Consider the following 20,923-nt stretch of genomic DNA (forward strand, 5'->3'; position numbering starts at 1 on the left):
CGTGTACGCCTACAGATTCCCACTCGCCAGCCGATACAGCTCCTATAAAACCAAATTGTGGTTCGAGGGGAGTAGCAGCATGTACCGTTGGCTAGCCGAGAAACTGGGAAACGTAAGCGTTAATCGCAAACTGGGTGTCGGCTTCGGTCTCGTCCTGCTCCTGACCTTGTTGATCACCTTTACCGCCTGGACCGGTTTGACGGGTGTGATGAGCCGTGGCGACAAGCTCGGGTTCATTGCCAGCATCAATGAGCTGGCCAAGGATTTACGCGTGGCGCGCCTGGACTACGAAATGCGCCGTGGCGAACAAGGCCCGGGCGCGGTCAACGGCTATTTGGATCAGATCGACGCCGGCCTGCAAACCGCACGCAAGATGATCGAGCAACCCGCCGACGTCGCGATGATCGACCAGCAACTGGCCGGCGTCAGCCAGTACCGGCAAGCCTTCACCGCCATGATCCAGGCCGGTGCCAACCGCGAAGATGCCCGCAGCAAACTCGGCGCAACCGCCGACAACGCAGTGGCCAAGGTGTCTGAGGTCGAGAAGGCACTGCTGCAAGGTGACAGCGTCGCCCAGTTCAACAGCGTGATCGACCTGAGCAAGCTGATCCAGCAAGCGCGCTTCCAGGTACGCGGCTACACCTACAGCGCCAAGACCGAGGCCGAACAGCCTGCGCTGGACGCCATCGATAACGCCCTGAAAAACCTCGAGAGCCTGCCAGCCAAACTGCCGGAACAGTTCAGCGCCAACCTGCAACAGGCCTCCGATTCGCTCAAGGCCTACCGCGCCGCTGTCAGCCAGTACCGCGACTCCCAGGTCGCCAGCGCTGCCGCCCTCAAGCGTATGGCTGACCAAGGCGACAATCTGCGCGAACTCAGCAAGAAACTGACCATTTCGCAAACCGTCGTGCGTGACACCGATGCCGCCCACGCCAAGAACCTGTTGCTGATGGCCACGGTTCTCGCCCTGGCGTTTGGCTTGCTCGCCGCTTGGGCCATCACTCGCCAGATCGTCATCCCCCTGAGCCAGACCCTCAAAGTCGCCGAGCGCGTGGCCGCTGGCGACCTGACCCACAACCTGATCTCCGAACGCCAGGACGAACTCGGCCAGCTCCAGCGTGCCATGCAGAGCATGACCCTGGGTCTGCGCGAGTTGATCGGCGGCATCAGCGATGGCGTCACGCAGATCGCCAGCGCTGCCGAAGAGCTGTCCGCCGTGACCGAGCAAACCAGCGCCGGGGTCAACAGCCAGAAGGTGGAAACCGACCAGGTGGCCACCGCCATGCACGAAATGACGGCCACCGTGCAGGAAGTCGCACGTAACGCTGAAGAAGCTTCCGAAGCTGCCGTCGCCGCTGATCAGCAGGCCCGCGAAGGTGACAAGGTTGTCGGTGAAGCCATCGCCCAAATTGAACGCCTGGCCATCGAAGTCGGCAACTCCACCGTCGCCATGAGCGATCTGAAGCGCGAAAGCGACAAGATCGGCAGCGTGCTCGACGTGATCAAGTCCGTGGCGCAACAGACCAACCTGCTGGCGCTCAACGCGGCGATTGAAGCCGCCCGTGCCGGTGAAGCCGGACGCGGTTTTGCGGTGGTCGCCGATGAGGTCCGCAGCCTGGCCCAGCGCACCCAGAAGTCCACCGAAGAAATCGAAGAGCTGATCGTCGGCCTGCAAACCGGCACCCAGCAAGTCGCGACCATCATGGACAACAGCCGCAGCCTGACCGACAGCAGCGTCGAACTGACCCGCCGCGCCGGCGGTTCGCTGGCCAGCATCACCCGTACGGTGTCGGCGATCCAGTCAATGAACCAGCAGATCGCCGCAGCCGCCGAGCAGCAGAGCGCCGTGGCCGAAGAGATCAACCGCAGCGTGCTGAACGTGCGCGATGTGTCCGAACAGACCTCGGCGGCGAGTGAAGAGACGGCGGCGTCCAGCGTTGAGTTGGCGCGGCTGGGGACGCATTTGCAGATGTTGGTGGGGCGGTTCAAGGTTTAATCAGCAAACCGATCGTTCCCACGCTCTGCGTGGGAATGCCGCCCGGGACGCTCCGCGTCCCTTCTCAAGCGTGACGCAGAGCGTCACTGGATGCATTCCCACGCAGAGCGTGGGAACGATCAGTTAGAGGACTTGCCGCAAAAACGCTTGCGCCCGAGGATCCTTCGGCGCATCAAAGAACTGCGCCGGCGAAGCGTCTTCCAGCAATTTGCCGTGATCGAAGAACAACACCCGATCCGCGACTTCCCGGGCAAAGCCCATTTCGTGGGTCACGCAGACCATGGTCATGCCTTCCACGGCCAGGGTTTTCATCACGTCCAGCACTTCACCGACCATTTCCGGGTCCAGCGCCGAGGTCGGCTCGTCGAACAACATGACCTTCGGTTCCATCGCCAGCGCCCGGGCAATCGCCACACGCTGCTGCTGGCCGCCGGACAGGCGTGACGGAAACTCGTTGGCCTTCTGCGCAATGCCGACCTTCTCCAGCAATGCCAGGGCCTTGGCCTCGCGCTCCTTTTTGCCGCGCTTGCGCACGACCTTCTGGGCCAGGCAGAGGTTTTCCAGCACGGTCATGTGCGGGAACAGGTTGAAGTGCTGGAACACCATGCCGACTTCCCGACGATAGGCATTTACGTCGGTTTTCGGGTCGGCCAGTTGCAAACCGTCGATGCTCACCGAGCCCGAATCGAATGCTTCCAGGCCGTTGAGGCAGCGCAGGAAGGTTGATTTGCCGGAGCCGGACGGCCCGATCACCACCAGCACTTCGCCCCTGGCCACGGTCGTGGACACGTTATCCACCGCGCGCACCACCTGGCCACGGGTGTCGAAGACTTTTACCAGATCGCGGACTTCAATCACTTTGCGCGAGCCTCCGCTCAAGCCGGCTGGCGATTTTCGACAGCGGCAGGTTGATCAACAGGTACAGCCCGGCCACGCAGAACAGGATTTCGAACGGCGAGAACGAGGTGGTGATGACTTCGCGGCCGCTTTTCAGCAGTTCGGTGATGGCGATCACCGACACCAGCGAAGTGTCTTTCACCAGGCTGATGAATTGCCCGGCCAGCGGCGGCAGCACGCGTTTCAATGCTTGCGGCAGTACCACATGGCGCATTGATTGTCCGGCGCTCAAGCCCAGGGATCGCGCGGCCTCGTTCTGGCCACGGGCGATGGACTGGACGCCGGAGCGGATGATTTCCGCCACGTAGGTGCCGGTGAACAGCGACAGCGCGGCGATCCCGGCGAACTCCCGGGACAGGTTCATCACGGTGCCGATGAAGAAGTAGAAAATGAAGATCTGCACCAGTAACGGCGTACCGCGCACCAGTTCGACGTAAATGGTCGAGAGATCGCGCAGGGTCGGGTTGTTGGATAGACGGCACAGGCCGGTGGCGAGGCCGATCAACAGACCGAGCACGCCAGACACCACCGACAGCCACAGTGTGGTCCACAGCCCCCACAGCAACGGTCCGGCGGCCCAATGCCGGGTGACGCCGATCACGTCGCCTTCCGCCACGTCATCGTCTTGGGCGACTTGCAGACTGTTGTCGTCGACGCTCAGGTGCTGCTCATCGCCGGCGTCATTGCGCAGGGTGACTTCGGCCTTGCCGCCCTGGCGTACCAGTTCGCTAACCGTGGAGATGTCGGCGGCGCGCTGGGATTCTTCGGCGTGGTAGGCGAAGTACTGCGGCACGCGGTTCCAGCGCCATTCGTAGGACATCAGCGAGGTGGCGTAATACAACGCGCCGGCCAGGCCGATCAGCACCAGCACCGTTAGCAAGTGCCAGGGCAGTTGGGATTTTTCAGGTTTCATTTGCAGGACTCTTAGATTCGCTCGTTCCCACGCTCTGCGTGGGAATGCATCCTGTGACGCTCTGCGTCACGCCAGCGAAGGGACGCGGAGCGTCCCGGGCGGCATTCCCACGCAGAGCGTGGGAACGATCAGCGGTGGGGTTAATCCATGTCCTTGAGCCAAGCGGTGTCTTTGAACCACTTGTCATGGATGCGATCGTAGGTGCCGTCTTCGTGGATCTGGTGCAGGAAGTTGTTGATGAAGTTGAGGCTGTCGTAGTCGCCCTTCTTCAGGCCGAAGGCCAGCGGTTCGTAGGTGAACGGCTTGTCGAGGAACACCAGTTTGCCGGCGCCGACCTTGCTCACCGCGACCACGTTGTACGGCGCGTCGTAGATGAACGCGTCGGCCTTGCCGTTGACCACGTCGAGCACGGCTTCCTGCTCGTTGTCGTAGCCGTGGTACGTGGCTTTGGAGATCAGCTTCTTGGCGACCATCTCGCCGGTGGTGCCTAGTTTGGAGGTGATGCGATAGTTTTCGGTATTCAGGTCTTTATAGGACTTGATGGTGCCTTCCAGGTCCTTGCGGATCAGCAGGGTCTGGCCGACCACGATAAACGGTTCGCTGAAATTCAGGCGCAGGTTGCGTTCCTGGGTCAGGGTCATGCCGCTGCCGATCATGTCGAACTTGTCGGTCATCAGGGCCGGGATGATGCCGTCGTAACCGGTGGATACCAGCTCCAACTTCACGCCCATGGCCTTGGACATGGCCTTGAGGATGTCGACTTCGAAGCCGATGATCTCGCCGCGCTTGTTGGTCATTTCGAAGGGCATGTAGGCGGGTCCATGCCGACTTTCAGCGTGCCACGCTTGACCGCGTCATCGATGGCACCGGCCTGCGCCGCGCTGACTGCAACCAATGCCGTGACGCCGACCAGCAGCATCGACAGATACTTCTTCATCATCAAGTCCCCAAAACCATTGCGTTGTGAGGCGCGCAATCGGCGATTTTCCTTGGAAAACCGGCAGATACGAACAGAAAGCTGTTCGGGCGCACCAATTCGGGGACGGATCCTATCGCACTGGGTTGTTTGCACAAGGGTTTGGTTGGGATTTGTTTTGAATTCAAGATCGACCCCTCACCCCAGCCCTCTCCCCAAAGGGGAGAGGGGGAAAGGGAGCAGATCGGGGGCCTTTCGAGACCTGCGCTTGACTCGGTATCTCAAGTCGATGTAGCTCCAAGAACAACTCGATTAGTCCCCTCTTCCTTAGGGGAAGGGAGCAGATCGGGGGCGCTTCAATCCTGAGTTCGACTCGGTATTTCAGGTCGATGTATGACGCAAGACACCTCGGTCAGTCCCCTCGCCCCTCTGGGGAGAGGGTTAGGGAGAGGGGTGGTTCTGAGGGTCAATACAAATTCCAGCCACGCCCCAAACAAAAAACCCCGCTTTCGCGGGGTTTTTCGTTATGCCAACTGAGGCTGTGCACTCAGTGGCTTGAGCGGTAGCAGCGGCGCATGGGGATCGGCTTTCACCGATTGCCGCCAGGCGTCCAGCCACTCGGCGTGGCCTTCGCTCCAGACCGCCTCATGCAGGCGACCCAATGCCACCGGATCGCTCAGCAGTTGCAGGCGCTCATGGTTGTTCAGCCCGGCAGGCCCGGCCTTCAACGCATGACGAACCCGCTCCACTCGCAACCACTCGATCGGCTCGGCCTGACCGTGACGGGACGTCGCCAGCGAGCACGCCAACGCGTTCTGCTGTGGATCGACCACCGCCCGCACAAAACCGTCTTTCAGCGCGTGATAACGGTTTTCATGGGTGTACTGATCGGTCGCCAGCAGCGCTTGTGGCGGATTGTATTCCTCAGGGATCAGGAACAGGCTCTCGTCACGGGACTTGAGGCCCAGGCCGACACGGCTGGAGATCACCGACACCGGGATCGACAGCATCAGCGAACCGACGATCGGCACCAACCACCACAGGAAGCTCGGGTTCAGCCAGATCACCAGCAGGGCCCAGAAGAAGCCCAGCAAGGTTTGCGGGCCGTGGCGCTTGACCGCTTCGCTCCATGGCGTGGAGTCGTCGTCACGTTGTGGCGAGTTCCAGGTCGCGGCCCAGCCGAGGAACGCGGCGAGTACGAAACGGGTGTGGAAAATCATCCGCACCGGCGCTAGCAGCATGGAGAACAACATCTCCAGCAGCATCGAGAACGTCACCTTGAACTTGCCACCGAACTCTTTCGCGCCCTTGGCCCAGATCAGGATGATGCTCAACAGCTTCGGCAAGAACAGCAGCACGATGGTTGTCGAGAACAGCGCCACAGCCTTGTCCGGATGCCATTGCGGCCACAGCGGATAGAGCTGTCGCGGCTCCATGAAGTACTGCGGCTCCATCAACGTATTCACCGCCAGCAACGCCGTGGACAACACGAGGAAGAAGAACCACAACGGCGCCGACAGGTAAGACATCACGCCCGTCAGGAACACCGCACGGTGCACCGGGTGCATGCCCTTGACCAGGAACAGCCGGAAGTTCATCAGGTTGCCGTGGCACCAACGACGGTCACGCTTGAGTTCGTCCAGCAGGTTCGGCGGCAGTTCTTCGTAGCTGCCCGGCAAGTCGTAGGCAATCCATACACCCCAGCCGGCACGGCGCATCAGCGCAGCTTCGACGAAGTCGTGGGACAGAATCGCACCGGCAAAAGCACCTTTACCCGGCAACGGCGCCAGGGCGCAGTGCTCGATGAACGGCTTCATGCGGATGATCGCGTTGTGGCCCCAGTAGTGGGATTCGCCCAACTGCCAGAAGTGCAGGCCGGCGGTGAACAGCGGGCCGTACACCCGGGTCGCGAACTGCTGCATGCGCGCATAAAGAGTGTCCATGCCCGACGCCCGTGGCGCGGTCTGGATGATCCCGGCGTCCGGCGTGGCTTCCATCAAGCGCACCAGACTGGTCAGGCATTCGCCGCTCATCACGGAGTCCGCGTCGAGCACGACCATGTATTTGTAGTCACCGCCCCAACGACGGCAGAAGTCGTCGAGGTTGCCGCTTTTACGTTTGACGCGACGGCGACGGCGGCGATAGAAGATCTTGCCGAAGCCCTTGGCTTCGCGGCAGACGTCCAGCCAGGCCTGTTGTTCGGCCACGCAGATATCGGTTTCGTTACTGTCGCTGAGGACGAAGAAGTCGAAACGATCCAGGTCACCCGTGGCGGCGACCGACTCGAAAGTCGCCCGCAGACCGGCAAATACACGTGGCACGTCTTCGTTGCAGATCGGCATCACCAGTGCGGTGCGTGCGTCCTTGGCAATCGGCTCGTTGCCGGCGCTTTTGCCGGAAATACGGTATTTGTCGTGACCGGTGAGCAATTCGAGGAAGCCCATCAGTGCGGTCCAGAAACCGGCCGACACCCAGCAGAACAGAATCCCGAACAGAATCAGGATGCTGGTTTGCAGCGCATACGGCAGCACTTGCGTAGCGGTCTGCAACAGCGATTGATGCAGCACTTCGTTCAGGTCGACGAACGACCAGCCCTGGTACGGCATGATGCCTTTCATGTACCAACCGGCAACGATGGTCTGGCCGAGCATCAGCACCAGCAGAATGTAGCGACGGATCGAACCGACGGTGCGCCAGCGAGCCGCCGGCAACACGCGTTCATCCTTCGGCGGCGCCGGCGGATTGGTGCGACCGGTCATCCGGCGCCAGCCACGTACCAGAATGTTGGTACGCCACGGCTCCGGCACGACTTTGGTCCGGCGAATCGGCGGGGTCGCTTTGAGTACCACACGACCGCTGGCGTCAACCGCCAGCATTTCCGCTTCTTCCAGTTCTTCGGCACTGTTCAGGAGCAGGCGCTTGCCCACCGAGGCTTGTGCAGCCTCGGCCGGTGCGTCGAACGTCGAGGACGACAGACGCTGGTGCAGTTCACTGAAGGACTGGCAGCCCGCGAGTTCCGCGCGCTGCTCGTCGGTCATCGGTAAATGCGCCAGATACTCCGACAGAGTCTCTGGCTTTACTTGAGAATTACTCATCGGCAGGCAACTGGTAGCTCCAGGTTTCGGTCAGGACTTCATCAGTCGCCGCCGAATCCGGTGTGGCTGGGGCCGCGTCCGCAGCGACTGGCTGCTTGGCGTCTTTGTTGTCCTTGTTCTTGGTGTCGGCAACCGGCTTGGCATCGGCCTGTTTGGCTTCAGCTTGCTTGGCGTCCTTGGCTTCCTTGTCCGCTTTCTCCTGTTGCTTGGCGGCGACCTTGTCGGCCTTGGCAACAGAGGAATTGGAAGCAGGAATCGAAGACTTGGCCAGATCCTCAGGCACGATCTTCTCGACCAGAGATGCACGCATCTCGGTGGCCTTGCTCGCGTCTTTGATCTTCATGCGCAGCGTCAGGCGCCAGCCCTTGGTTTCAGGGTTGTAGCGCACGGTGTTCTCGACCAGCTCGGCATTGTCGCCAACGCTGACCTGGCTGCGCACGTCTGCGGTTTCCGGCAATGCGGCCAGGGACGGGCCTTCGAAGTCCACCAGATAGGCAACGGTGCCATCCGGCTGACGGATCAGGTTGGATTGTTTGACGTCGCCGGTGGAACGCAGGGTCTGTTTGACCCAGGCGCTGTCGGGAGCGTGAATGGCGGCTTCGTCGATGGTCCAGTGCATGCGATAGGCGACGTCGAGCGGCTGGCCTGGCTCAGGCAGTTTTTCCGGGCTCCAGAAAGCCACGATGTTGTCGTTGGTTTCGTCGGCGGTCGGAATTTCCACCAGGTCTACAGAACCCTTGCCCCAATCGCCTTTTGGCTCGATCCAGGCACTTGGGCGCTTGTCGTAGCGGTCGTCGAGATCTTCGTAGTGGCTGAAGTCACGACCACGTTGCAGCAAGCCGAAGCCACGCGGATTTTCGATGGCAAAGTTGCTCACCGCCAGATGTTTCGGGTTGTTCAGTGGGCGCCAGATCCACTCGCCGTTGCCGGCATGGATCGACAGACCGCTGGAGTCATGCAGCTCGCGGCGATAGTTCAGCACTTTGGACGGCTGGTTGGCGCCGAACAGGAACATGCTGGTCAGCGGTGCAACGCCAAGCTTGGTGACCTTGTCACGCAGGAACATGCGCGCCTTGACGTCAACCACGGTGTCGCTGCCCGGACGCAGGGTCAGGCGGTACGCACCGGTGGCACGCGGCGAATCCAGCAGGGCGAAGATCACCAGGTGCTTGTCACCCGGTTTCGGCTGTTGAATCCAGAACTCGGTGAAACGCGGGAATTCTTCGCCGGACGGCAATGCGGTATCGATGGCCATGCCGCGAGCGGACAAGCCATAGGTGTGACCCTTGCCGACCACGCGGAAGTAGCTCGCGCCGAGCATGGTCATGATTTCGTCTTGCTTGTCGGCCTTGTTGATCGGGTACAGCACACGGAAACCGGCATAGCCCAGTTGTTCGGTGGCTTTAGGATCGAACGACACATCGCCGAAATCGAAACGACTTGGGTCGTATTTGATCTCTTCGACGGTGTTAGCCGTGATTTCGTTGATTTTCACCGGGGTGTCGAAGTGCATGCCCTGGTGATAGAACGAAAGCTTGAACGGGGTTTTCTGATCGGCCCACTCGGCTTTTTCAGTGCGGAAACGAATTTTCTGATAGTCCGCGAATTTCATCTCGCGGAATTCGTTCGGCAGGTTACTGCGCGGGGCTTCGTATTTTTGCCCGGCCAGCTCTTTCGCCTTGACCGACACATCATCCAGGTTGAATGCCCAAAGCTGGCCGGCGCTGAGCAGGCACAGCAGTGCAGAGCCCGCTACCAGAGCGCTTCGGAACCGTTGGGCAGACAATTTTGGTGCATTACAGGGACTAACAATCACGAGCAACCCTCGCCGAAAACAGATCAAAAAACCAACGGCCAGCTATCTATATGCCAGGTTGGCGAGCATTGTTCCGACTCCTATGGGGCTAAATGATTCCCCAACAGGTCCGGGCAAGTCTCTACCTAAGTCAAAATGGGCCAACGAACGCTGATCCCCGTAGCGCGCGATTATCTAGTAGGCCGCGTTACAAAGCATCAGGGGGTAACAAAGTATTTATCGCGAAAAACCCCTGTTTTCAGTCCAAACGCCCTTAAAAACAGGTTTCAAGGCGTTTCAGGTCTGTAACAGGAAGGTGACCGGGCCATCATTGACCAGATGCACCTGCATATCCGCGCCGAATCTACCTGATGCCACAGTGCCATGCACCTCTTTCGCTTTACCTAATAAATAGTCGAAAAGTTCTTCGCCCAGGGCCGGAGGCGCCGCCGTCGAAAAACTCGGGCGCAACCCGCTCTTGGTATCGGCCGCCAGGGTGAACTGCGAGACCAGCAGCAAGCCACCACCGACATCCGTGAGGGACAGATTCATCTTGCCTTCTGTATCACTGAATACACGATAGTTAAGCAGTTTATGCAGAAGTTTGTCGGCGCTGGCCCGAGTGTCCTCGGGCTCGACCGCCACCAGTACCAACAAACCCTGGTCAACCGCGCCAACCACCTCCCCCGCCACCTCGACTCGCGCGCCACGCACGCGTTGCAGCAGGCCCTTCATGCTTCTTCAGGTGGCAGATCGAGCAAGCGCCGGGCCATCTGACCAGCGGCGCGCACCAGGGCGTCGGTGATACCCGGTTCGGACGCGGCGTGGCCGGCGTCGCGGATCACCTGCAGCTCACTGTTGGGCCAGGCTTGATGCAGTTCCCAGGCATTGTCCAACGGGCAGATCACGTCGTAACGGCCATGAACGATCACGCCGGGCAAATGGGCGATCTTGCCCATGTCGCGGATCAACTGGTTCGGCTCAAGGAAAGCGTTGTTGGTGAAGTAGTGGCATTCGATCCGGGCAATCGACAGCGCGCGCTGCGGCTCGGAGAAGCGATCAACCACCAGCGGGTTCGGGCGCAGGGTCGCGGTCCGGCCTTCCCAGGTGGACCAGGCCTTGGCTGCGTGCATCTGGGCGATCTGATCGTTGCCGGTCAGGCGCTTGTGGAAAGCGGTGAGCAGGTCGCCGCGCTCGTCCAGCGGGATTGGCGCGATGTAGTCCTGCCAGTAGTCGGGAAACAGACGGCTGGCGCCAGCCTGATAGAACCACTCGATTTCCTGCGGACGGCAGAGAAAGATCCCACGCAGGATCAAGCCGTGCACACGCTCCGGGTGGGTTTGCGCGTAGGCCAGGGCCAGGGTCGAGCCCCAGGAGCCGCCGAACAGCACCCATTTTTCGATGTTCAGGTGCTTGCGGATCCGCTCAAGGTCGGCGACCAGATCCCAGGTGGTGTTGTTTTCCAGGTTGGCGTGGGGCGTGGAGCGACCGCAGCCGCGCTGGTCGAAGGTCACAATGCGATACAGGTTTGGATCGAAGTACCGGCGGCTCTGTGCATCGCATCCGGCGCCGGGGCCGCCGTGAATGAACACCACCGGCAACCCTTCCGGTGAACCGCTTTCGTCGACGTACAGTGTGTGGGTTTTATCGACGGCCAGATCGTGCCGGGCGTAGGGTTTGATCTGCGGGTACAAAGTCTGCATTGCACGCTCCGTAAGGGGTCGAGGTCATCCCTGTGGGGACTTCAATTATTCTGCCGTCCGGCATCATAAACCCGAATTACGTCAATGAGCATGTCCTTGCAGCGTCAGAGTCTGTCAGCCAGAAACCCGAGCAGGTTTTCATACAGTCGGTCGACCTCGGCGACCTGCCCGCGGCCGCGCAGGCAGCCGTGCACCAGCCCTTCCCCGTCGTACAGTTTCACGCTCACGCCAGCGGCATTGAGTCGTTCAGCGTAGCGCACGCCGTCGTCGCGTAGCGGATCGAATTGCGCCACGGCGATCAACGCGCAGGGCAAGCCGCTGAAATCGTCGGCGAGCAATGGCATGGCATAAGCGCTCGGTTGTGCGGTGCCGCGTAAATAGAGTGCGTGATAACAATCCACATCGCTGCTGCTGAGCAACGGTGCGTCGGCGCATTCGCTGCGGGACGGTAATTGATGATCGCCACCCAGGCCCGGATAAATCAGCACTTGTGCGCAAGGCATCGGCTCGCCCGCATCGCGCAGGGCCAGGCATAACGCCGCGGCCAGATTTCCGCCGGCGCTGTCCCCGGCCACCAGCATCCGTTCCGGATCGAACCAGAATGGCCCCGAGCGCAAGGCGCGCCAGACTTTCAGGCAATCGTCGAACCCCGCCGGGAAGGGGTGCTCCGGCGCCAGCCGATAATCCACGGCCACCACCATTGTCCCCAATGCCGTCGCCAGTTCAGCGCAGATGAAATCATGGGAATCCAGATCCCCGACCACCCAACCGCCGCCGTGCAGATACAGAATGCACGGCCAACCGCCGGTCGGTGGCGTCACTGGCGGTCGATAGGAGCGTACTGCCACGCCCGCCAAGGTGAAGTCGGTGACTTCAAGCCCGGCGGGACGTGGCGGGGTAAACGCCCGACACATCTCGCTGTAGGCCTGGCGCAACCCGTTGAGGCTGCTGTCGGTGCTGTTGAAGACGAGGGTTTTCTCGACGAAGGCTGACATTTGGTCAGAGAGGGGGAAAGTAGACATGGGCTTGCTGTGAGCCTGTTCAGGGGATTGTGTCTGGAAATGGAGATCCCTGTGGGAGCGAGCTTGCTCGCGATGAGGTCGTGTCAGTCGATACTAATTTGTCTGACATACCGCCTTCGCGAGCAGGCTCGCTCCCACAAGGTTTTGCGTCTGGCGTCAGGGTTTGAGGCTGGCCTGTACGGTGGCCACGCCATCCTTGCCATCAAAACTGCTAACCCCGGCCAGCCAACGCTGCAGATCTTCCGGGTGATCACGCAACCAGGCCTTGGCAACCTCCTGAGGCGTCTTGCGCTCCATGATCGGCACCATCAACTGGCTTTCCTGGGCCGCAGTGAAGGTCAGGTTCTGCAGCAGGCGATTCACGTTCGGGCAGCGTTCGGCGTAATCCGGGGCAGTCACCGTAGAGACAGTCGCAGCGCCTTCGTTCGGGCCGTAGATATCTTCGCTGCCAGTCAGGTAGGCGATTTTCATGTTGATGTTCATCGGGTGCGGGGTCCAGCCGACGAACACCACGAACTCCTTGTGGTTCACCGCCCGTTGCACGGCGGCGAGCATGCCCGCCTCACCGGACTCGACCAGTTTGAAATCCTTCAGGCCGAAGCGATTGGTCTCGATCATCGTTTTGATATTGGTGTTGGCGCCGCTGCCTGGCTCGATGCCGTAGATCTTGCCGCCGAGCTGTTCCTTGAATTTAGCGATGTCGGTAAAGGTTTTCAGGCCCGCCGCGGCGACGTAGTCAGGTACGGCGAGGGTGGCCTGGGCGTCGGCCAGGCTTGGTGTGTCCATGACCTTCACTTGATTGGCTGCGACGAACGGGGCGATGTTCTTGTCCATCGCCGGTTTCCAGTAACCCAGAAAAATATCGAGGCGTTTGTCACGGATGCCCGCGAAGATGATTTGCTGCACGGCGCTGGTTTGCTTGCTTTCGTAGCCCAGGCCATTGAGCAACACGTCGGCCATGCCGCTGGTAGCGATCACGTCGGTCCAGTTGACCACACCCATGCGCACAGCCTTGCAGGAGGGGTCTTCACTGGCCAGGACGCCGGTGCTCAGAAGAGCGGTACCGCAGAGGATTGAGAGACAGCGGGTGAACAAACCTTTGGTGCTTGTCATGGATGGCGTTCTCGTGCGGCAGATTATTGTTGGGGGCCGGTGTCTTCATGCACCGTGCCCAGAACATTACGCAGCGTCGAGAGGGTAAAAGCGAACTGTAGCGACCGAGATTTGCACGGTGGCGACTTGATAGCGAAGTGCTGATCGTTCCCACGCGCAGCAAAGGAATGCAGCCCGGGACGCTCTGCGTCCCATTCGAGAGCTGGAACGCGGAGCGTCCCTTGAGGCATTCCCACGCGGAGCGTGGGAACGATCCGTTACGCGTAGTGCTTCTGGCCCCAAGCCAACAACCCTTCCAGCAACTCCTTGAGCACCACCTGCGTCGGCGCCGCCAAATCCGGGCGATAGCGGAACGGCTCGAATTCTTCCATGTACGTGCACTGCCCCAGCTCCAGTTGCACCGCATGGATGTTTTCGGCCGGGTTGCCGTAATGCCGGGTGATGTGGCCGCCCTTGAAGCGCCCGTTCAGCACATGGCTGTAGTCGGTGTGTGTCGCGCAGATCGCTTCCAGTTGAATGGCCAACTGTGGATCGCAACTTTCACCGTTGAACGTGCCGAGGTTGAAGTCCGGCAGTTTGCCGTCGAACAGGTGCGGGATGATCGAGCGGATTGAGTGCGCATCGAACAGCAGCGCGTAGCCGAACTCGGCTTTCAATCGCGCCAACTCGTTCTGCAAAGTGCTGTGATACGGCGTCCAGACCTGTTCCAGATACGTCGCGCGTTCGGCCGCCGACGGTTCCATGCCCTCGCGGAACAATGGAATACCGTCGAACAGCGTCGCCGGGTACAGACCGGTGGTGGCGCCGACATACAAAGGCTTGTCGTCGGACGGTCGGTTCAGGTCGATGACAAATCGCGAGTACTCGGCGGCCAGGGTACTGGCGCCCAGTTCGGCGGCGAATTCATAAAGCTGCGGAATGTGCCAATCGGTATCCGGCAGACTGCGTGCATCGGGGATCAACCCGGCCTCGACCGCCGGGGTCAGGCGCAGGCCGGCGTGGGGCATGCTGATCAGCAGCGGCACGCGGCCTTGTTTGAAGTTCAGAACCTTATCCACAACTGTTCTCCTAAAGGCTTGTTTCGACGCCATGACGCACGACGCGTTTTTCCAGGTCGCCGCCCAGCCAGTACGACAGGTCGGCGGGACGATCGATTTGCCAAGCGACGAAGTCTGCGACCTTGCCGGCTTCCAGCGAACCGTGAGTCTCGGCCATGCCCAGTGCGGTGGCGGCATGAATCGTGGCGCCGGCCAGGGCTTCTTCCGGGGTCATGCGGAAGCACGTGCAGGCCATGTTCAACATCAAGCGCAATGACAACGCCGGCGAGGTGCCGGGGTTGAGGTCGCTGGCGATGGCGATTTTCACCTTGTGCTTACGCAGGGCGTCCATCGGTGGCAACTGGGTTTCACGCAGGAAGTAAAACGCACCCGGCAGCAGCACCGCGACGGTGCCGGACTTGGCCATGGCGATGGCGTCGTCTTCGTCCATAAATTCCAGGTGATCGGCGGACAGTGCGTGGTAACGCGCGGCCAGGCTCGAACCATGGAGCGACGACAACTGCTCGGCGTGCAGTTTCACCGGTAATCCGAGTTCTTGTGCGGTGACGAACACCCGCTCGACCTGAGCCGGCGAGAACGCCAGGTATTCGCAGAAGGCGTCTACGGCATCGACCAGCCCTTCGGCAGCCAGGGCTGGCAACATCTCGGCGCAGATGTGATCGATGTAGTCGTCGGCGCGATCCTTGTATTCCGGCGGCAAGGCGTGGGCGGCCAGGCAAGTGCTGCGCACGCTGACCGGCAGTTCGGCGCCGAGGCGGCGGATGACCCGCAGGATCTTGCGTTCGCTGGCCAGGTCGAGACCGTAGCCGGACTTCATCTCGACCGTGGTCACGCCGTCGCGCAGCAGGCTTTTCAAGCGCTTGGCGGCGCTGGCGAACAATTCGTCTTCGCTGGCTGCACGGGTGGCGCGCACGGTGCTGGCGATGCCACCACCGGCCGCAGCGATTTCCGAGTAGCTGACGCCTTGCAGGCGTTGCTCGAATTCACCGCTGCGGTTACCGCCAAACACCGTGTGGGTGTGGCAGTCGATCAGGCCCGGAGTGACCCAGGCCCCTTTCAAATCGTTGACGGCCGGGTATTCGCCGGACGGCAGTTCAGCACGTGGGCCGATCCACTCAATGTGCGCACCGGACGTCACGATGGCCGCATCCTCGATGATCGAGTAGACGCCTTGCGCCATGGTTGCGACGTGGCAGTGTTGCCAGAGAGTTTTCATCCCGAATTCCTCGTCTTGATCGTTCCCACGCTCTGCGTGGGAATGCCTCTTGGGACGCTCCGCGTCCAGTGACGCGGAGCGTCACGGGCTGCATTCCCACGCAGAGCGTTGGAACGATCGGTGGGTGGGAGAGTTAGAGGCTAGGCAGCAACTTCGCCGAAACCAGTTCATTCAGGCACCGCGTGGCCAACAACTCACTGGCCGCATTGATGTCCGGCGCAAAGAACCGATCCTTCTCATAGAACGGCACTTCAGCACGCAGGATCGCGCGGGCCTTCTCCAGTTTGGTCGAAGTCTTCAGACCTTCGCGCAAATCCAGGCCCTGGCACGCCGCCAGCCATTCCACGGCCAACACACCGCGGGTGTTTTCGGCCATTTCCCACAGACGCTTGCCGGCGGCCGGGGCCATCGACACGTGGTCTTCCTGGTTGGCCGACGTCGGCAGGCTGTCCACCGAATGCGGATGGGACAGCGCCTTGTTCTCGCTGGCCAGTGCCGCCGCAGTCACCTGGGCGATCATGAAGCCGGAGTTCACGCCGCCATTGGCCACCAGGAACGGCGGCAGTTGCGACATGTGCTTGTCCATCATCAGCGAGATACGACGTTCGCTCAGGGAACCGATTTCCGCGATAGCCAGCGCCATGTTGTCAGCGGCCATGGCCACTGGCTCTGCGTGGAAGTTACCGCCAGAGATCACGTCGCCTTCAGCTGCGAACACCAACGGGTTGTCGGAGACGGCGTTGGCTTCGACGGCCAGTACTTCGGCGGCCTGACGGAACTGGGTCAGGCAGGCGCCCATGACTTGCGGCTGACAGCGCAGGGAGTACGGGTCCTGAACCTTTTCGCAGTTCTCGTGGGAATCGGACACTTCACTGCGCTCGCCCAGCAAATCGCGGTAAGCAGCAGCGGCGTCGATCTGGCCTTTCTGACCACGGGCGGCGTGGATCCGCGCGTCGAACGGCGAGCGCGAGCCCAATACCGCTTCAACGGTCATGCCACCGATGGCCAGGGCGCCGGCGAACAGGTCTTCACCTTCGAACAAACCGCGCAAGGCATAAGCGGTCGACACCTGAGTGCCGTTAAGCAGTGCCAGGCCTTCTTTGGCAGCGAGGGTCAGCGGCGTCAGACCGGCGATTTTCAGCGCTTCGGTGGCTTCCATCCACTCGCCTTTGTAGCGAGCCTTGCCTTCACCCAGCAGCACCAACGACATGTGGGCCAGAGGCGCCAAATCACCGGAGGCACCGACCGAGCCTTTCAACGGAATGTGCGGGTAAACCTCGGCGTTGATCAGCGCGATCAGCGCGTCGATCACCACGCGACGAATCCCGGAGAAACCACGGCTCAGGCTGTTGACCTTAAGCACCATGACCAGGCGCACCAGCGCGTCGCTGATCGGCTCGCCGACACCGGCGGCGTGGGACAACACCAGGGAGCGCTGGAGGTTTTCCAGGTCTTCGCTGGCGATGCGGGTGGAGGCCAGCAGGCCGAAACCGGTGTTGATGCCATACGCGGTGCGGTTCTCGGCGAGGATCTGTTCCACGCAGGCAACGCTGGCTTCGATCTGGGCCGAGGCGCTGTTGTCGAGGGTGAGTTTCACCGGTTGCTGGTACACGTCACGCAGTTGGGCAAGGCTCAGTTGGCCGGGAATCAAATTAAGCGCAGTCACATCATTCTCCTTTTGAGAGTTTGTTATTAACTAACCAGACGCTCCGGAGATGTCCGTTGTCCGTCGCGTCTCGTTTGTGGAGAGCCGCGCCTTGGCACGCTGGTGTTGTGGATTTCAGTTCAGGTTGGGTAAAGCCTTGTGTAGCAAAATCGGGTCTTTCAACACGCCGGCAGCAGCGGCAATGTCCGGTGCCAGCCAACGGTCCTGGTCATAGGCCGGAACGCGCTCACGCAGCAGACGCCACGCGGTATCAGTGCCAGCGCCAAAACGCTGTTCTTTCAAAAATTCAAACGCCTGGGCCGCCAACAGGTACTCGATAGCGAGGATCTGCGTAACGTTTTCCAAGGCGCGATGCAGCTTCAGCGCGGCATTGGTGCCCAGGCTCAAATGGTCTTCCTGCAAGCCCGAGGTGACGTAGTTGTCGAGCACTGCCGGTTGCGCCAATTGGCGATTTTCCGCACACAGCGAAGCGGCGACATACTGGACGATCATCATCCCGGAGTTAACCCCCGGATTGGCCACCAGGAATGCCGGCAAACCGCTGACATGCGGGTTGATCAAACGATCCAGGCGACGCTCGGCGATGGAGCCGATTTCGGCCATGGCCATCGCCAGCAGATCCGCCGCCATGGCCACGGATTGACCGTGCGGGTTGGCCTGGGACATCACGCGATAGTTGTCCGGTGTACCCAGCAGCATCGGGTTGTCGGTGACCGAGTTGAGTTCGGTTTCGATCTGTTTTTTCGCGTGTTCGAGCTGATCGCGAGCGGCGCCGTGAACCTGCGGAATCGAACGGATGCTCAGGGCATCCTGGGTGCGAATGCCTTTGCTCGACGCAATCACTTCACTGCCATAGAGCAATGCCCGCAAATTGATCCCGACTTGCTGCATGCCCGGGTGTGGTTTGAGCGCGATGATTTCGGCGTCGAATGCAGCAATCTGACCGCGCTGGGCTTCGAAACTCATGGCGCCGATTACATCGGCCCATTGCACCAGACGCGTCGCGTCGGCCAGGGCCAGGCAGCTCAGGCCGGTCATGCACGGCGTACCGTTGACCAGGCACAAACCGTCCTTGGCGCCGAGCTGAACCGGCTCCAGGCCTTCTTCGGCTAGGGCTTGTTGCGCGGAAACGATCTGCCCGCGATAGCTGACATTGCCGACGCCCAACAGCGCGATGCTGATGTGGGCCATGTGGGTCAGGTAACCCACCGAACCCTGGGACGGCACTTGCGGGGTGATGCCGCGATTGAGCAGCGCCAGCAGGCCTTCGACCACCCGGCGATGAATGCCGGATTTACCGTGGCTGTAGTTGCGAATGGCGGCGCAGATGATCGCGCGGGTCTGTTCATCGGCCAATGGCGCGCCGACGCCGCAAGCGTGGCTGAGTAAGGTGTTGCGCGACAGTTGGCTGAGTTGTTCGTCTTTCAGCGAGACGTTGCACAAGGCACCGAGACCGGTGTTGACGCCATACGCACGCTCGCCGCTGGCGACGATGCGCTGCACGATGGCCTGGGCATTGTCGATCCGCGCCCAGGTCTCGGGCGACAGCTCAAGCTGCGCGCCATGACGGGCGACGGCCACCACATCCTGCCAACGCAACGGGGCGTCGGCGATAACGATTTTTTCAGCCTGGGACATCTTTGACCTCTTGAAGTTGATCGTTCCCACGCTCTGCGTGGGAATGCCGCCTGGGACGCTCCGCGTCCCGTGTTCAGCGCAAGGTTCAAGCCCGGCGCATGGGTGACGCGGAGCGTCACGGGATGCATTCCCACGCAGAGCGTGGGAACGATCGACGGTTAAACCACCGCCGCCCGCCGCTGTACGAACCGGTCCACATACTCATCCGCCGGCGAGTGGAGGATCTCTCTCGGCGTACCCACCTGAATCAGGCGTCCATCCTTGAGAATCGCAATCCGGTTACCAATGCGCACAGCCTCGTCGAGGTCGTGGGTGATGAACACGATGGTCTTGTGCAGGGTCTTTTGCAGTTCCAGCAACTGGTCCTGCATTTCGGCGCGGATCAGCGGATCGAGGGCGCTGAACGCTTCGTCCATCAGGATGATGTCGGTGTCCGCCGCCAGGGCGCGGGCCAGGCCCACACGTTGACGCATGCCACCGGAGAGCTGGTGCGGGTATTTGTTTTCGTAGCCTTTGAGGCCCACGGTGTTGATCCAGTGCAGCGCGCGTTCGGAGCACATTTGCTTGCTCTCGCCACGCACTTTCAAGCCGTAGGCAACGTTGTCGACCACGGTCTTGTGCGGCAGCAGGCCGAAGCTCTGGAACACCATGCTGATCTTGTGGCGACGGAATTGGCGCAGGGCTTCCATGTCGTATTGCAGGATGTCCACGCCGTCCACCAGGATCGCGCCGCTAGTCGGGTCGATCAGGCGATTGAAGTGACGCACCAGGGTCGATTTACCGGAACCCGACAGACCCATGATCACGAAGATCTCGCCAGTGCCGATGCTCAGGGACAAGTCGTTCACGCCGACCACGCAGCCGGTTTCGGCCAGCACCTGATCCTTGGTCTTGCCCTGGCCAATCATGCCCAGCGCTTCCTTGGAGCGATTGCCGAAAATCTTGAAGACGTTTTTGACTTCGATTTTGCTCACGGTTGCGTCGTTCATTTGCTCACCTCATGCCGTGGCCGACCATATGCTTGCGTAATGCGGTCGATCACCACTGCCAGAATCACGATCGCCAGACCGGCTTCAAGGCCACGCCCGACGTTGAGGGTCTGAATCCCCACCAACACGTCTTCGCCCAGGCCACGGGCACCGATCATCGAGGCAATCACCACCATCGACAGGGCCATCATGGTGGTCTGGTTGATCCCGGCCATGATGCTCGGCAGGGCCAGCGGCAGTTGCACGCCGAACAGTTGCTGCCAGCGGTTGGCACCGAAGGCGTTGATCGCTTCCATCACTTCGCCGTCAACCTGGCGAATGCCAAGGTCAGTCAGGCGAATCAGCGGTGGCGCGGCGTAGATCACGGTCGCGAAAATCGCCGGAACCTTGCCCAGGCCGAACAGCATCAGCACCGGGATCAGGTACACGAAACTCGGCATGGTCTGCATGATGTCCAGCAGCGGCATCAGCACCGAACGCAGGCGATTGCTGCGCGCCGAAAGAATGCCCAGGGGAATGCCGATCAGCACCGAAATGATCGTCGCTACCATCATCAGCGCCAGGGTCTGCATCAGCTTGTCCCAGAGGCCGACCGCACCCACCAGGAACAACAGACCGACGATAACCGCCGTGGTCACGACTTTACGGGTCGCGTGCCAGGCCACGCCCGCCACGATCGCCAACATCAGCCACCACGGAGCTGCACGCAGCATGCCTTCAAGATTGACGATGGCCCACAACAGGGTGTCGGAGATGTGCCGGAACACGTCGCCGTAGTTGGTGACCAGCGAATCGACCCAACTGTTGACCCAGTCGGCGATGGAAAAGGTAAAGCTTTCGGGAAACATAAGAGACTCTCAATCAAGGGGTTGCGATCAAGCGTCCGACTGCCGTTGCCGACAGTCG

The 20,923-nt window shown here is 60.9% G+C and carries 15 protein-coding genes and 2 pseudogenes; 2 read left to right on the forward strand and 15 right to left on the reverse strand.

The features are described 5' to 3' along the window. Positions 1 to 79 precede the first annotated feature (79 nt). Positions 80 to 1,138: pseudogene (locus BK667_RS33895) on the forward strand (methyl-accepting chemotaxis protein); the annotation flags it as partial. A 144-nt stretch (positions 1,139 to 1,282) separates the two neighbouring features. Further along, a complete protein-coding gene (locus BK667_RS33900; protein WP_375538755.1) occupies positions 1,283 to 1,996 on the forward strand; it encodes a methyl-accepting chemotaxis protein in 714 nt (237 codons plus the stop codon). 123 nt (positions 1,997 to 2,119) lie between these two features. On the opposite strand, the gene BK667_RS01510 is transcribed toward BK667_RS33900, so the two are convergent. The 15 genes and pseudogenes from BK667_RS01510 to BK667_RS01585 all read right to left on the reverse strand — a co-directional run bounded on the left by BK667_RS01510 (position 2,120) and on the right by BK667_RS01585 (position 20,865). After that, complete coding sequence (locus tag BK667_RS01510) at positions 2,120 to 2,854, reverse strand: amino acid ABC transporter ATP-binding protein (RefSeq protein ID WP_123596610.1); 735 nt, start codon at positions 2,852 to 2,854, stop codon at positions 2,120 to 2,122. Then, positions 2,847 to 3,806, reverse strand: a complete 960-nt coding sequence (locus BK667_RS01515) for an amino acid ABC transporter permease (protein WP_123596611.1) — start codon at positions 3,804 to 3,806, stop codon at positions 2,847 to 2,849. Before BK667_RS01515 ends, BK667_RS01510 begins: the two co-directional genes overlap by 8 nt. A 140-nt stretch (positions 3,807 to 3,946) precedes the next feature. Then, a pseudogene (locus tag BK667_RS01520) lies at positions 3,947 to 4,743 on the reverse strand (transporter substrate-binding domain-containing protein). Between the two features lie 503 nt (positions 4,744 to 5,246). Next, positions 5,247 to 7,817 (reverse strand): glucans biosynthesis glucosyltransferase MdoH, encoded by a 2,571-nt coding sequence (mdoH, locus tag BK667_RS01525; RefSeq protein ID WP_123511138.1) that lies wholly within the window; start codon positions 7,815 to 7,817, stop codon positions 5,247 to 5,249. Continuing rightward, on the reverse strand, positions 7,810 to 9,633 hold the full coding sequence (locus BK667_RS01530) for a glucan biosynthesis protein (RefSeq protein ID WP_123511141.1): 1,824 nt from the start codon (positions 9,631 to 9,633) through the stop codon (positions 7,810 to 7,812). Before BK667_RS01530 ends, mdoH begins: the two co-directional genes overlap by 8 nt. Positions 9,634 to 9,909: 276 nt before the next feature. Next, positions 9,910 to 10,347, reverse strand: a complete 438-nt coding sequence (dtd, locus tag BK667_RS01535; RefSeq protein ID WP_123511142.1) for a D-aminoacyl-tRNA deacylase — start codon at positions 10,345 to 10,347, stop codon at positions 9,910 to 9,912. Further along, complete coding sequence (gene pip, locus BK667_RS01540; protein WP_054054666.1) at positions 10,344 to 11,315, reverse strand: prolyl aminopeptidase; 972 nt, start codon at positions 11,313 to 11,315, stop codon at positions 10,344 to 10,346. The genes dtd and pip overlap by 4 nt, the downstream gene beginning before the upstream one ends. 104 nt (positions 11,316 to 11,419) lie before the next feature. Further along, on the reverse strand, positions 11,420 to 12,337 hold the full coding sequence (locus BK667_RS01545; RefSeq protein ID WP_123596612.1) for an alpha/beta hydrolase: 918 nt from the start codon (positions 12,335 to 12,337) through the stop codon (positions 11,420 to 11,422). Positions 12,338 to 12,493: 156 nt separating this feature from the next. Then, complete coding sequence (locus BK667_RS01550) at positions 12,494 to 13,450, reverse strand: choline ABC transporter substrate-binding protein (RefSeq protein WP_123596613.1); 957 nt, start codon at positions 13,448 to 13,450, stop codon at positions 12,494 to 12,496. A gap of 257 nt (positions 13,451 to 13,707) precedes the next feature. Beyond that, on the reverse strand, positions 13,708 to 14,508 hold the full coding sequence (hutG, locus tag BK667_RS01560; protein WP_123596615.1) for an N-formylglutamate deformylase: 801 nt from the start codon (positions 14,506 to 14,508) through the stop codon (positions 13,708 to 13,710). A 10-nt stretch (positions 14,509 to 14,518) separates the two neighbouring features. Continuing rightward, positions 14,519 to 15,724, reverse strand: coding sequence for an imidazolonepropionase (gene hutI, locus BK667_RS01565; RefSeq protein WP_123596616.1), 1,206 nt, complete (start codon positions 15,722 to 15,724; stop codon positions 14,519 to 14,521). Positions 15,725 to 15,857: 133 nt separating this feature from the next. Beyond that, positions 15,858 to 17,390 carry a histidine ammonia-lyase gene (gene hutH / locus BK667_RS01570; RefSeq protein ID WP_123511155.1) on the reverse strand — a complete coding sequence of 511 codons (1,533 nt, stop codon included), beginning with the start codon at positions 17,388 to 17,390 and terminating at the stop codon, positions 15,858 to 15,860. A 114-nt stretch (positions 17,391 to 17,504) separates the two neighbouring features. Further along, a complete protein-coding gene (hutH, locus tag BK667_RS01575) occupies positions 17,505 to 19,028 on the reverse strand; it encodes a histidine ammonia-lyase (protein WP_123596617.1) in 1,524 nt (507 codons plus the stop codon). Positions 19,029 to 19,186: 158 nt separating this feature from the next. After that, on the reverse strand, positions 19,187 to 20,017 hold the full coding sequence (locus BK667_RS01580) for a quaternary amine ABC transporter ATP-binding protein (protein ID WP_054054680.1): 831 nt from the start codon (positions 20,015 to 20,017) through the stop codon (positions 19,187 to 19,189). Further along, a complete protein-coding gene (locus BK667_RS01585) occupies positions 20,014 to 20,865 on the reverse strand; it encodes an ABC transporter permease (protein ID WP_123511159.1) in 852 nt (283 codons plus the stop codon). The genes BK667_RS01580 and BK667_RS01585 overlap by 4 nt, the downstream gene beginning before the upstream one ends. Positions 20,866 to 20,923: the final 58 nt, after the last annotated feature.

The organism is Pseudomonas frederiksbergensis, from assembly GCF_003732705.1.
In the GTDB taxonomy this organism is placed as follows: domain Bacteria; phylum Pseudomonadota; class Gammaproteobacteria; order Pseudomonadales; family Pseudomonadaceae; genus Aquipseudomonas; species Aquipseudomonas frederiksbergensis_F.